The 14,156-nt window shown below is 46.6% G+C and carries 10 protein-coding genes; all 10 read left to right on the top strand.

The genetic code is table 11. The annotated features are described in order from the left end of the window. The first annotated feature begins 12 nt into the window (after window positions 1-12). The gene (gene nagZ / locus CLOSA_RS18100; protein WP_041708695.1) at window positions 13-1,545 is read left to right on the top strand and encodes a beta-N-acetylhexosaminidase; all 1,533 of its coding nucleotides are present in this window, start codon (window positions 13-15) and stop codon (window positions 1,543-1,545) included. Window positions 1,546-1,884: 339 nt separating this feature from the next. Continuing rightward, window positions 1,885-2,880 (top strand): adenosine deaminase, encoded by a 996-nt coding sequence (add, locus tag CLOSA_RS18095; protein WP_013274186.1) that lies wholly within the window; start codon window positions 1,885-1,887, stop codon window positions 2,878-2,880. A gap of 103 nt (window positions 2,881-2,983) precedes the next feature. Then, window positions 2,984-5,260 carry a RelA/SpoT family protein gene (locus CLOSA_RS18090; protein ID WP_041709449.1) on the top strand — a complete coding sequence of 759 codons (2,277 nt, stop codon included), beginning with the start codon at window positions 2,984-2,986 and terminating at the stop codon, window positions 5,258-5,260. A gap of 88 nt (window positions 5,261-5,348) precedes the next feature. Continuing rightward, window positions 5,349-5,993 carry an MBL fold metallo-hydrolase gene (locus tag CLOSA_RS18085; RefSeq protein ID WP_013274184.1) on the top strand — a complete coding sequence of 215 codons (645 nt, stop codon included), beginning with the start codon at window positions 5,349-5,351 and terminating at the stop codon, window positions 5,991-5,993. Window positions 5,994-6,054: 61 nt separating this feature from the next. After that, window positions 6,055-7,509 carry a coproporphyrinogen dehydrogenase HemZ gene (hemZ, locus tag CLOSA_RS18080; RefSeq protein WP_013274183.1) on the top strand — a complete coding sequence of 485 codons (1,455 nt, stop codon included), beginning with the start codon at window positions 6,055-6,057 and terminating at the stop codon, window positions 7,507-7,509. A 78-nt stretch (window positions 7,510-7,587) separates the two neighbouring features. Then, entirely contained in the window at window positions 7,588-8,847 is a 1,260-nt protein-coding gene (gene hisS, locus CLOSA_RS18075; RefSeq protein WP_013274182.1) for a histidine--tRNA ligase, read from the top strand. Window positions 8,848-9,013: 166 nt separating this feature from the next. Next, on the top strand, window positions 9,014-10,804 hold the full coding sequence (aspS, locus tag CLOSA_RS18070) for an aspartate--tRNA ligase (RefSeq protein WP_041709448.1): 1,791 nt from the start codon (window positions 9,014-9,016) through the stop codon (window positions 10,802-10,804). Window positions 10,805-11,008: 204 nt separating this feature from the next. Beyond that, on the top strand, window positions 11,009-12,838 hold the full coding sequence (locus CLOSA_RS18065) for a bifunctional metallophosphatase/5'-nucleotidase (RefSeq protein WP_013274180.1): 1,830 nt from the start codon (window positions 11,009-11,011) through the stop codon (window positions 12,836-12,838). Window positions 12,839-12,964: 126 nt separating this feature from the next. Then, window positions 12,965-13,492 (top strand): GNAT family N-acetyltransferase, encoded by a 528-nt coding sequence (locus CLOSA_RS18060; protein ID WP_013274179.1) that lies wholly within the window; start codon window positions 12,965-12,967, stop codon window positions 13,490-13,492. A gap of 92 nt (window positions 13,493-13,584) precedes the next feature. Continuing rightward, a complete protein-coding gene (locus tag CLOSA_RS18055) occupies window positions 13,585-14,121 on the top strand; it encodes a CDP-alcohol phosphatidyltransferase family protein (protein WP_013274178.1) in 537 nt (178 codons plus the stop codon). Window positions 14,122-14,156 lie beyond the last annotated feature (35 nt).

Here is a 14,156-nt window from a genome sequence, read left to right as displayed (position 1 = left end):
GGTGACGTGAGTATGGGGGAAATGACATTAAAACAGAAGATCGGACAGATGATGGTGGCAGGTTTTCCAGCCGGGGAATTAAGGGAAGAAATGACAGGGCTGGTAAGAGAGCATAAAGTGGGGAACGTTATTTTGTTTTCCCATAATATTAAAAGCAGGGATCAGCTGAGGGCACTTTGTGATTCCATTCAAAGGCTGGTGAAAGAAGAAACCGGAGAATATGCTTTTATCACCATCGACCAGGAGGGCGGAGTTGTAAGAAGACTTCCGGAAGAATCGGTCAACATACCGGGAGCAATGGCTCTTGCACAGACCGGAGATAAGAAAAATGCATATGAGGCGGCACTGCTTACGGGGCAGGAATTGAGAGAGCTGGGGATCAATTTCAATCTGGCTCCGGTTCTGGATATTAATAACAATCCCCATAATCCGGTAATCGGTGTACGAAGCTTTGGTCCGGACAGCACCGTAGTTACCGAATACGGCTGTGAAATGGTGAAAGGATATTTAGATTCCGGAATCATGTGTTCGGTAAAGCATTTTCCGGGACATGGGGATACGGCAGTGGATTCCCATCTTTCCCTGCCCTGTATCGGAAAATTCTATGAAGAACTGGAGAAAGAGGAACTGGTTCCGTTTAAAGAAGCTTTCCGTAAGGGGGTTCCGGCGGTAACTCTTGCTCACATATTGTTTCCAAGAATTGAAAAGGAAAATTTACCGGTCACCATGTCAGAAACCATGATCCAGGGAATACTGAGAAAAAAACTGGGCTTTCAGGGACTGGTGATTTCGGATTGCCTGGAAATGAATGCCATCAAAGAATATTTTGGTACTGCTTTCGGAGCGAAAAAGGCCATTAAGGCAGGTGCTGATTTGATATTCATTTCCCATACGGCAGGCCTTGCGGCGGAAGCGGCAAGGGAAATAGAAAAAGCAGTGGAAACCGGCGAGATTCCCATGTCCCGGATCGACGATGCCGTGGAGCGGATCCTTGCATACAAGAAAAGGTATGCTTCCCCCCATGCAGATACGGGAAAAAAATCGGGAAAAGAACCGGAGCAGTTTGTAAAGTCGCTGTTTCGCGAAAGCATACGGTTTACAAACCGGGAAAGGGGATACTGCCATCTGCTGGGAGATAATCCTGTATTTTTAAGCTGTTACGCCGATCGTTCCACTTTGGCCTCCAGCCGATTCATGGATGATCTGCTGTTTGCAGCATATATGCAGGAAAGGTTTGGAGGAGATGCATACTCTTTTTCCATAGATCCCGATCCCGGTGAAATCGGCGAAATACTGAAAAAGGTAGAAAGTAAGGGATATACGAATCTGGTGCTCGGCACCTATAATGGGCATTTAAACCGTGGACAGAGTTCCCTTGCTAAAGAACTGGAACAATTAAAGATCCCCATGGTTATGGCAGCATTCCGGAATCCCTATGATCTGGATGAAGTTGGTAACGGAGTGGATAAAATAGCGGCATATGAATACAGCAGGCAATCCTTTGAGGCGGTATTGCCTTTGTTTAAGCAGTGCGTCTGTAATTGAATCATACCATGAAACGTCATATGGCACCCTGATGAAATATCCTCCGTCTGCTGGTAGGTTTTCGTAATTACCCTGATACACCGCGGCGGAGGATTTTCCGGTCTATCCGGTCTTGTATCATCCTGGAATAAAATATATATTTCCGGACCATTCATTTCTGAACAGTAAATCAATCCTGATTTTATCACAATTCCTGTCTTATGATTTCTGAAAGAATCCCCTGGTATGGCCAGCCGTAAAACCTATGCTTGACAGGCTGGCAGAAAGCAAAATGAAATAATTGTTACTTTTCCCGTAGTATGATAAAATGTTTTCATTAGTATAGAAGGAGGGATCGTTATGAAACGATTGGAAACAGACCTCCATCTGCATTTGGATGGCTCCTTATCCATTGATACGGTAAGGCTGCTTTCTGCGCAGATTGGATATGATTTTGAAGGGCAGGGCGGAAGAAAGAGCCTTGTTGCAGGAGATAACTGTGAAAGCCTGGTGGATTATTTAAAGTGCTTTGATCTGCCGGGGAGGCTGCTTCAGACCGAAGAAGCTCTGGAACTGGCTTCCTGGCATTTGACGGAGGAACTGGCTTCCCAGGGACTGATCCTCAGTGAGATACGCTTTGCCCCCCAGCTTCATACGGGTAAAGGACTGTCCAAGGAAAAAGTATTGGAAGCGGTCATAAGAGGCGTTAAGAAGGGGACAGAAAAGTCACGGATGAAAGCAGGCATTCTTCTTTGCGCCATGGTAAACGGGCCGGACCGGGAAAATGAGGAAACCTTTGAACTGGCCCAGGCCTACTTAGGGAAGGGAGTCGTGGGAGTGGATCTTGCAGGACCGGAAGGGATGATCCCCATGGAGCATTTTGAGCCGCTCTTTCTGGCGGCCGGGCAAAAGGACATTCCATTTACCATCCATGCAGGAGAGTGCGGAGATTATGAAAATATCATAAAGGCGGTCCATTATGGGGCAAAACGGATCGGACACGGATGCGCGGCAATCCGTTCGGAGGCATGTATGGACCTTCTAAAAAAGGAAAAGATTACCTTAGAGATGTGTGTGGTCAGCAACCTTCAGACAAAGGCGGTACCCTCCATTGAGGACCATCCCTTAAAGGCCTTTTATGACCGGGGGATCCGGGTTACCTATAACACGGATAACATGACCGTTTCTGATACTACCCTGGAAAAGGAAGGGGAACTTATTAAGAAATACATGGGCTTTACAGAAGCAGATTTAAGACAGATGAACCGGTACGCCCTGGAAGGGGCCTTCCTTGAAGAAGGGGAAAAAGAAAAATTAATTGCATTTTTCGACAAAAATAATTATAATGAATGTTAACTACGTTTAAAAAACAGGTGAAAACCAGGAATGCTACAAAAAAAGGTGACGGCATATGGCAGATAATCCGAAAATGGAACAGAATAATTTGGCAGCTTTGGAGATGGAACGTCCGGAGAAGCGGAAGGTAGATATCGATCTGGAAGCTCCGGCTGATTTTACCAGCCCGGACGTGCTTTATGAAGAATTGGTCCACAGCATAAGGAGATATCATCCTTCTGATGATATCACGATGATAGAAAAAGCATATCATATTGCGGAAGAAGCGCATAAGGACCAAAGACGCAAATCGGGTGAACCCTATATCATTCACCCTCTTTGTGTTGCCATTATTCTGGCTGACTTGGAGATGGATAAGGAGACCATAGCCGCCGGGATCCTCCATGATGTGGTAGAGGATACCATCATGTCCTTGGATGAGCTGAAAGCTGAATTCGGAGAAGAGGTAGCCCTTTTGGTAGACGGCGTCACCAAGCTGACCCAGATCTCCTGGTCCATGGATAAGATGGAGATCCAGGCTGAAAACTTACGGAAAATGTTTCTGGCCATGGCAAAGGATATTCGTGTCATTATCATCAAGCTGGCGGACCGCCTGCATAACATGCGGACCCTTCAGTACATGAAACCGGAAAAACAAAAGGAAAAGGCAAAGGAGACCATGGAAATCTATGCCCCCATTGCCCACCGCCTTGGTATTTCCAAGATCAAGATCGAGCTTGATGACCTGTCCTTAAGATATTTACAGCCGGAAATCTATTATGAGCTGGCAGAAAAAATATCCTTAAAAAAAGATGCCAGGGAAACCTTTGTAAAGAGCATTGTGGATGAAGTGCAGGACCACTTAAGGTCCGGAGGGATCGAAGCCAGGGTAGACGGCCGTGTAAAGCATTTTTTCAGCATCTATAAAAAAATGGTGAACCAGAACAAGACCCTGGACCAGATTTATGATCTGTTTGCAGTACGAATCATCGTAGACAGCGTCAAGGACTGCTACGCTGCCCTTGGGGTGATCCATGAAATGTATAAGCCCATTCCCGGCCGTTTCAAGGATTATATAGCAATGCCCAAGCCCAATATGTACCAGTCCCTCCATACCACTCTCATTGGAAATAACGGGCAGCCCTTTGAGATACAGATTCGTACTTACGAGATGCACCGCACTGCAGAATACGGAATTGCCGCCCACTGGAAATACAAGGAAAGCGGAAGCGGACAGGTGGCGGCAGGCAAAGAGGAAGAGAAGCTAAGCTGGCTGCGCCAGATCCTGGAATGGCAGAAGGACATGTCCGATAACAAGGAATTCCTGAATATGGTAAAGGGAGATCTGGATCTGTTCTCCGACAGTGTTTACTGCTTTACTCCCTCAGGAGACGTGAAAAATCTTCCCGCCGGTTCCACGCCCATTGATTTTGCATACTCCATCCACAGCGCGGTAGGCAATAAAATGGTGGGAGCCAGGGTCAATGGAAAATTAGTGAACATAGAATATGTGATCGAGAATGGGGACCAGGTGGAGGTCATTACATCCCAGAACAGCAGAGGCCCCAGCCGGGACTGGCTGAATATGGTAAAAAGCACCCAGGCCAAGAACAAGATCAATCAGTGGTTTAAAACGGAGCTGAAAGAAGATAACATCCTTCGCGGCAAGGAAATGGTGGACCGGTACTGCAAGACAAAGGGAATCAATTACCCTGAGATCAACAAGCCGGAATACCAGGAAAAGGTCATGAAACGCTATGCCTTCCGTGACTGGGAATCCGTCCTTGCTTCCATCGGACACGGAGGCCTAAAAGAGGGCCAGGTCATCAATAAGATGGTGGATGAGCGGAATAAAAAGCTTAAAAAGGATGTGACGGACAACAGCATTTTAAATGATATAGAAGATATGAGCAGCAGGCTGCCTGTGAAGCGGCGTTCCGGCAGCGGAATCGTGGTAAAGGGGATCCATGATCTTGCAGTCCGTTTTTCCAAGTGCTGCAGTCCGGTTCCCGGAGATGAGATCGTGGGCTTTGTTACCCGGGGACGGGGGATCTCCATCCACAGGACAGATTGCGTCAATGTCTTAAACCTGCCGGAGGATGAACGAAACCGTCTCATTGACGCGGAATGGCAGCAGGCAGAGGGCGATGACACCAAGGAACGGTATTCTACGGAAATCAAAATCTTTGCAAATAACCGGATCGGTATGTTTGTTGATATATCCAAGGTGTTCACGGAAAGACAGATCGATATCACCTCCATGAACTCCAGGACCAACAAGCAGGGAAAGGCCACCATTACCATGACCTTTGATATCCACGGCGTGGAAGAGCTGAGAAAGCTGGTAGATAAGCTAAGACAAATCGAAGGGGTCATAGACATTGAGAGGACTGCGGGATAACGCAGTTTTTCTCATTTTGCGCAAGCCATGAGCCGAACGAATAAGCAGCAGAGTTCTATAAAGATAATTTGAGTTAGGAGATAAAGACATGAGTGATTTCAGAATAAGGACCTATCCTGTAGGCCAGCTTGGAACCAACTGCTATGTGATGTACCGTGAATCATTAAAAAAAGCGGTAATCGTGGATCCTGGCGGTGACGGGACATATATTCTGGATATGTGCAGACAGCTTTCCCTGATCCCGGAGGTTGTTTTATTAACCCATGGGCATTTTGATCATATTCTGGCGGTGAAAGACATTAAAGAAGCGTTTCCTGAGGTGAAGATTTTGGCCGGAGAACAGGAAAAAGCACTGCTGAAGGATCCGGCGGTCAATTTGTCATCCGCTTTCGGCAGGGCCTGCACGGTCAATGCAGATGAATATGTACGGGACGGAGCCATTCTTTCCTTTGGTGGAATAACCTTCCAAGTTTTGTTTACTCCCGGCCATACCGCAGGCTCAGTCTGTTACCTGATCCAAGCAGAAAGTGTTCTTATAAGCGGAGATACTCTTTTTTCGGGGTCATTGGGAAGAACGGACTTTCCTACAGGCAGCCAGTCCATGATCTTAAGTTCCATTAGAGAGCGGCTTTTTGTCCTGCCTGAGGAAACTCTTGTCTATCCGGGCCATGGGGACATAACCAGTATCGGTCACGAGAAGGTGTACAACCCGGCGGCTGGAAATCGAGAATAAGAGACGCCGTACCGGTATCTCACCATGTCCAACATCTACGGACGGATAAAGAGGAAACAATATGATAGGATTATTATTAGACGACCAATCCTTTGAACAGGATATCAGGGAGCTTCTGATGGCTTTTTATCCCGGAGAGGGTTTTGTCCATGAGGAAAGCCCGGGGGAAGCATACCGCCTTCTTGTACGGGGGAGGAAATGGAAAGATGCTTTTGAGCTGACGATTCAGGATTTTGAGAATGAGATCACAAAATCGTCATCCACAGAGGCAGATTTTTCCGACCGTTTTGACACCAAGAACCGGATCAAGCGGATGCTATACGGCATGGTACAGGAACTTACGGGAATGGCCCTTCCCTGGGGTACTTTAACCGGAATCCGGCCTACTAAGATAGCCATGACAAAGCTTTCCCTGGGTTATACGGAGGATGAAGTCCGCAAATACATGAAAAACACTTATTTGACCAGCGATGGAAAAATAGATTTGAGCCTGGAGATCGCCGGCCGGGAGATGGAACTGCTTTCCTCCATTGATTACCACCGGGGATACAGCCTGTATATCGGAATCCCTTTCTGCCCGACCACCTGCCTTTATTGCTCTTTCACTTCTTTTCCCATCGGACAATGGGAAAAGCGCATGGAACAGTACCTGGAAGCCTTATTTAAGGAAATGGATGATACGGCGGAGAAAATGGCTGGCAGGACCCTTGATACGGTTTATATCGGCGGAGGGACGCCTACTTCCCTTTCCTCCCTTCATTTAGAGATGCTCATAAGCAGACTGAAAACCACCTTTGATTTTACCAGGGTGAAGGAATTTACTGTGGAAGCCGGACGGCCGGACAGCATCACACTGGAAAAGCTTCAGGTTTTAAAAAGCCACGGAGTGACCCGCATATCCATTAATCCCCAGACCATGAAGCAGGAAACCCTGGATCTGATTGGACGCCGCCACACCGTAGATATGGTAAAGGACCGGTTTCACATGGCCAGGTCTTTGGGCTTTGATAACATCAACATGGACTTAATCATCGGCCTGCCGGAAGAGGATATGGAGGATGTAGTACGCACCATGGAGGAAATTCAGGCTCTTGGGCCTGATGGCATTACCGTTCATTCCCTTGCCATTAAGCGTGCGGCACGCCTTAACATGTTTAAGGATAAGTATGGAGATTTAAAGATCACAAACACGGAGGAAATGATCGGCCTGACTGCTTCCTATGCCAGAAACATGGGGCAGGAGCCTTATTACCTGTACCGCCAGAAGAACATGGCCGGCAATTTTGAAAATGTTGGTTATTCCCTTCCGGGCAAAGCCTGTATCTATAATATTTTAATTATGGAAGAAAAACAGACCATTGCAGCCTGCGGGGCAGGAACCACCACCAAGGTGGTATTTCCTTCAGAAAACCGTCTGGAACGGGTGGAAAATGTTAAGGATGTAGAACAGTATATTGCCAGAATCGACGAAATGCTGGCAAGAAAAGAAAAAATGCTTGCAAATTTAGAAATGTAATTTACAATAGAGGCATGATTTGATGAAGAAAGTCCAATGGGACTTCCATAAAATTTAAAAAATAACGGAGAGAACGAAATGGCATTAAAAAAGAAACCGGTTACCGGAATGAAGGATATTCTTCCTGCCGAGATGCAGGTACGGGAATATGTAATGAACCAGATACGTGAAACCTATGGCGGCTTCGGCTTTCATTCCATTGAAACTCCCTGTGTGGAGCACATCGAGAACCTTACCAGCAAACAGGGCGGGGACAATGAAAAGCTGATTTTCAAAATCATGAAGCGGGGAGAAAAGCTTAATTTAGAGAGCGCTCAGGCGGAAAACGATCTGGTAGACAGCGGTCTCCGGTATGATCTGACCGTTCCCTTGTCAAGATATTATTCCAACAATGCGGCGTCTCTTCCTGCGCCCTTTAAATCCCTTCAGATGGGGAGTGTATGGAGGGCAGACCGTCCCCAGAAAGGACGTTTCAGACAGTTTGTCCAGTGCGACATTGACATACTGGGAGATTCCACCAGGCTTGCGGAAACGGAACTCATCCTGGCAACTACAACCTTGCTTGGAAAGATCGGCTTTAAAGGATATACCGTAAGGATCAATGACCGGAATATTTTAAAGGGAATGGCGGCTTTCTGTGGTTTTCCGGAAGAAGCTTACGACCAGGTATTCATTATACTGGATAAGATGGACAAGATCGGCAGCGATGGCGTGGCCAGGGAACTGGCGGAAGCCGGGTATGACCAGGATAAAATCAATAAATATTTATCCCTTTTTGAAACGGTGGCTCCCGATGCTTCCGGAGTGCGCAGCCTGGGGGAAGCCTTAAAGGATTCCATGGATCAGCAGCAGGCGGAGAATCTGGCAGCCATTATGGACAGCGTAAGCCAGATTTCCACCAGCCAGTTTCATATTGTTTTTGATCCCACTTTGGTGAGAGGGATGTCCTATTACACCGGAACTATTTTTGAGATCCAGGTGGACGGCTTCCCCGGCTCTGTAGGAGGCGGCGGCCGTTATGATAAGATGATCGGCAAATTCACGGGCATGGATACCCCTGCCTGCGGATTTTCCATTGGATTTGAACGGATCATCACCATCCTGATGGATGAGGGCTTTACAGTTCCCGGAAAAGAAGATAAGGTGGCGTTCCTGATAGAAAAGGGCGTCAGCGATGAAGTGCTGAACGGGGCCATGAAAGAAGCGATGGAAAAACGGGCAAAAGGTGGGACCGTTCTGGTTTCTCAGATGAATAAAAATAAAAAATTCCAGAAAGACAGCCTTCAGAAGGAAGGGTATACACAGTTTAAGGAATTCTATAAAGACGCACTGAAGTAAAGATCAGAAGGAAAGCCCTGAGGCATACCAATATGTGGTAAAAGACACGGGCAGGAAAGAGGAACGCCCAAGGGCATACCTATATGCCCCAAAAAAACGGGCAGGAAAGAGGAACGCCCAAGGGCATACCTATATGCCCAAAAACATGGGCAGGAAAGAGGAAATTATGGCAGAATCAATGTTAGGCTTAAAAAGATCCCATAGATGTACAGAGGTTACAAAAGACAATGTGGGCAGTGAAGTCACGGTTATGGGCTGGGTCCAGAAAAGCAGGAATAAGGGAGGAATCATTTTTGTTGATTTAAGAGACCGTTCCGGGATCCTGCAGATCATATTTGAAGAGAGCAACTGCGGAGCGGAAAGCTTTGCAAAGGCTGAAAAATTAAGGAGTGAGTTTGTCATTGCGGTGGCAGGTGAAGTGGAAAGCAGGGCAGGCGGCGTGAATGAGAACCTGGCAACAGGCGAAATTGAAGTGCGGGCAAAGAGCTTAAGAATCCTTTCCGAATCCGAAACACCTCCCTTCCCCATTGAAGAGAACAGCAAGACAAAGGAAGAACTACGATTAAAATACCGTTACCTGGATCTTAGAAGACCGGATATCCAGAGGAACATCAGAGTGAGAAGCCAGGTGGCTACCTTAACAAGGGCATTTTTAGCGGAAGAGGGTTTTTTGGAGATCGAAACCCCCACTCTTATTAAGAGCACGCCGGAGGGTGCCAGGGATTATCTGGTTCCAAGCCGTGTCCATCCAGGCTCTTTCTACGCCCTGCCCCAGTCTCCCCAGCTTTATAAGCAGCTTCTTATGTGTTCCGGCTATGACCGCTATTTCCAGTTGGCAAGATGCTATCGTGACGAGGACTTACGTGCCGACAGACAGCCGGAATTCACCCAGATTGATATGGAGCTTTCCTTTGTGGATGTGGAGGATGTGCTTGAGGTGAATGAACGGCTGTTAAAGAAATTATTTAAAGAAATCTGCAATTTAGATATTGAGCTTCCCCTTACGAGAATGACCTGGAGAGAAGCAATGGACCGCTTTGGTTCTGACAAACCGGATATGCGTTTCGGAATGGAGCTTAAGAATGTTTCTCAGGTGGTAAAGGATACGGAATTTGCCGTATTCAAAAGCGCCCTGGAAAACGGCGGTTCTGTCCGGGGAATTAATGCTGAGGGACAGGGAGCCATGCCGCGTAAAAAGATCGATGCACTGGTAGAATATGCAAAGGGCTTTGGAGCAAAAGGGCTGGCTTATCTGGCCGTCAATGAAGATGGGACCTATAAATGTTCATTTGCAAAATTCATGACAGAAGAAGAGCTTCACACTCTGGCAGAGGCAATGGGAGCAAAGCCGGGAGATTTACTTTTATTTGCAGCAGACCGGGACAAGGTAGTATTTGACGTACTTGGCAACTTAAGACTGGAGCTGGCAAGACAGCTTGATCTTCTGAAAAAGGATCACTTTAAGTTCTTATGGGTAACAGAATTTCCGCTGCTTGAATATTCCGAGGAGCAGGGACGCTTTACTGCCATGCATCATCCGTTTACGATGCCGATGGATGAGGACTGGGCGCTGATTGACCGTGATCCAGGCGCTGTCCGGGCAAAGGCATACGACATTGTGTTAAACGGCACAGAGCTTGGCGGGGGTTCCGTCCGTATCCACCAGAGCGATATCCAGTCCAAGATGTTTGAAGTGCTGGGCTTTACAAAGGAACAGGCGAAGGATCAGTTTGGCTTCCTCTTAGACGCGTTTAAATACGGTGTTCCGCCTCATGCAGGTCTTGCTTACGGCCTGGACCGGGTGGTCATGCTCATGGTGGGCGCAGACAGCATCCGTGATGTAATTGCATTCCCCAAGGTAAAGGACGCCTCCTGCCTGATGACAGAAGCACCGGCTCAGGTGGATACAAAACAGCTTGTGGAGCTTGGAATAGAAATCAGTGACGAAAAGGAATAATTGAATCAAGAGGGATGTCCCTCTGCCGAAAATGTCAGTTTAAGGCGGAAGGACATCCTTTTTTTGTATTTATGTCACCTGAATCCATGGAAAAGCCTGAGAAAGAAATGAAATTATTGAAAAATATCGAAATAATTATATACTAATTTTACATTTATCTGATATAATAGAGGAAAACGTAATTTAAAAAGGAGGGTTTCAAAAATGAAAGGAAGTAAGAAAAGAAAGTTTCTGTCACTATGGCTGGCTCTGCTCATGGTCATGTCCCTGACAACGGGCATATCCTTCTCCTCGCTGGCGGCAGACCGGGATATCGTGGTCCTCTACACCAACGATGTCCACTGCGGCGTTGACGGCAACATAGGATATGCGGGACTGGCTCTCTATAAAAAAGAGATGCAGGCCCAGACTCCTTACGTGACACTGGTTGACGCAGGGGATGCCATTCAGGGTGCGCCCATTGGAACACTGTCAGACGGAGGATATTTAATCGACATTATGAATAAGGTCGGTTATGATTTTGCAGTTCCGGGCAACCATGAATACGATTATGGGATGCCCCGCTTTCTGGAGCTGGCTGGTAAATTAAGCTGCGGCTACTATTCCAGCAATTTCATGGATTTGAGGACAGGCACCACAGTATTTGCTCCCTATAAAATTTTTACATATGGTGATACGAAAGTAGCCTTTGTGGGAGCTAGCACACCGGAAAGCTTCACCAAATCCACACCGGCTTATTTCCAGGATGGTAACGGAAATTACATTTACGGTTTTTGTGAAGATGAAAATGGACAGAAGCTTTACACGCAGGTCCAGTCTGCTGTAAACAGTGCAAAAGCGGAAGGGGCGAATTATGTAGTCCTGGTAGGCCATTTGGGAGAGAACGGCACAACAGACCGTTGGACCTCTGACAGTGTGATCAAGAATACCACGGGGATTGATGTGCTGATTGACGGCCATTCCCATGAAGCATATGGAAAGTACGTAAAGAATAAGGACGGCAAGGACGTGCTTCTTACCCAGACCGGTACCAAGTTAGAAAATATCGGAAAACTGACGCTCCGCACCGATGGAACGATCACCAGTGAGCTGGTTTCACAGGTTCCGGCAGGAGCAGGCACCAGCGCTTATACGGTAAAAACCGGTGATTCCTTAAGCAGGATCGCAAAGAGGGAATTAGGCTCTTATAACCGTTGGAAAGAAATTTATGATGCAAACAGAGACAAGATCAAGGATCCCAATGTCCTGACTGTTGGAATTCAGCTTGTGATTCCGGGCAAGAGTGCGGTGACGGCTGACGGAAAAGCAATTGACTATGATACAGACAAATTTGTAAAGGCCATTCAGGCCCAGTATAATGAGACATTAAAGACGGTGATCGGACACACGGATGTGGAACTTACGGTGAATGATCCTGCCACAGGAAACCGTGCGGTCAGAAGTGCAGAAACAAACCTTGGTGATCTGTGTGCAGATGCATACCGTTACGTACTTGGAGCAGATATCGGATTGTCCAACGGCGGCGGTGTGAGAGCCAGCATAAAGGCCGGCAACATCACTTACAATGATACGCTTACCGTGTTCCCATTCGGCAATATGGGCTGTGTTGCGGAAGTTACCGGCCAGCAGATCAAGGATGCCCTGGAGATGGCTTCCCGCAACTGCCCCAAAGAAAACGGCGGTTTCCTGCAGGTATCCGGTCTTACCTATACCATTGATACTTCCAAGACTTCCAATGTCCAGGTGGATGATAAAGGTAACTTTATAAAGGTAAACGGAGCATACCGAGTAACTGATATCTTGGTAGGAGGTGCTGCTCTTGATGTGAACAAGACCTATACCGTTGCCTCCCATAACTACATGTTAAAGTCTGCAGGTGACGGCTTGACCATGTTTAAGGGAAGCAAGGTGATCCGGGACGAGGTCATGACAGATGTAGATTTACTTTCCGCATATATCCGCAGCAATTTAGGCGGCAATGTAGGTGCTGATTACGCAAATCCGGCAGGTCAGGGCAGAATTACCATAAAATAACCATATAAAAGGAAGACCAGCCTGCTCCGGAAACATGGGGCAGGCTTTCCCATTGCTTCTTTTGACAGAAGATGATACACTGATAGACAGAAACAATTATAGATAAAGGATTAGGAGATTGATATTATGTTGTTAAAAAACCCGCAGACCCGTTTTGAGGAAATATACCCGATTTATAAGGAGTCATTTCCTGACATTGAGCGCCGGACGAAAGACGATCAGAAAAGGGTTTTCGGAAATCCCTGCTACGGAGTGCGAGCCATTGAAGAGGAAGGAAAAATTCTGGCGTTTCTTGGATACTGGAACTTGCCCTCCTGTGTTTTTTTGGAGCATCTGGCCACGGCGGAAGCGTGCAGGGGCAAAGGATATGGAAAACAACTGGTGCAGGAGGTCATGAACGAAACAGAAAAGCCTGTGTTTTTGGAAATAGAGCCAGTCACTGAGAAGGATCCAATGACCAGGAGCAGGGCGAGCTTTTACAGCAGGCTGGGATTTCATGCCAATACGTTTCCTTATGAGCAGATGCCCTTAAAACCTGTGGACAGACCCACTCCATTGTGGATCATGAGCTATGGAAAGCCTGTGACGGAAAAGGAGTTCTGGCCCTATAAGAAAGAAATATATGAATTGGTATATGGTGTGGAGATCGCGTAAAAACAGAAGGCGTGAAAACAGAATGCCCCAAACGCCGGTATCATGCCGGCTTCGAACGGCGATAACCCCAGATTAAAATGCCGGAGGTTCAAATGAAGAACATTCCCAACTTGATTACTATGACGAGGATATTAGGAACCTTGGCTTTGCTGATTTTAAAACCGTTCTCAGGACAATTTCTTTTGATCTATTTTCTTTGTGGTATCAGCGATGTTTTAGATGGGATGATAGCACGGAAGATGCATATCATAAGCCAGAAAGGTCAGATTCTGGACAGCATTGCCGATGCGTTTATGGTCACTGTTGTACTTCTTCTCTTTTTTCCGGGTTTTAAACTGCCTTTATGGGGGGTATATTGGATCGTTTTGATTGCCGCCATTCGTCTGGCTTCCTTAGGCATTGGCTTTATACGATACAAACAGTTGGCTTTTTTACATACCTATGGGAATAAAGCGGCGGGGATCGTTTTATTTTGTTTTCCACTTCTCTATATATGGTTAGGATTATATACAGCAACCATTTTGGTTTGTTTTATTGCAAGCATTTCGGCGGTAGAAGAATTGATCATCAATATTATTTCTAAAAGGTTACGGAGAGATATTAAATCTATCTTTTCATTATGCTTATAGCACAGATTCATTTGGAATTAAAAGGTGATTTGGAT

It is taken from the genome of [Clostridium] saccharolyticum WM1 (assembly GCF_000144625.1).
Taxonomy (GTDB): Bacteria; Bacillota; Clostridia; order Lachnospirales; family Lachnospiraceae; genus Lacrimispora; species Lacrimispora saccharolytica.
The sequence above is the reverse complement of the archived record's forward strand: the minus strand, read 5'-3'. Positions and strand labels throughout refer to the sequence as shown.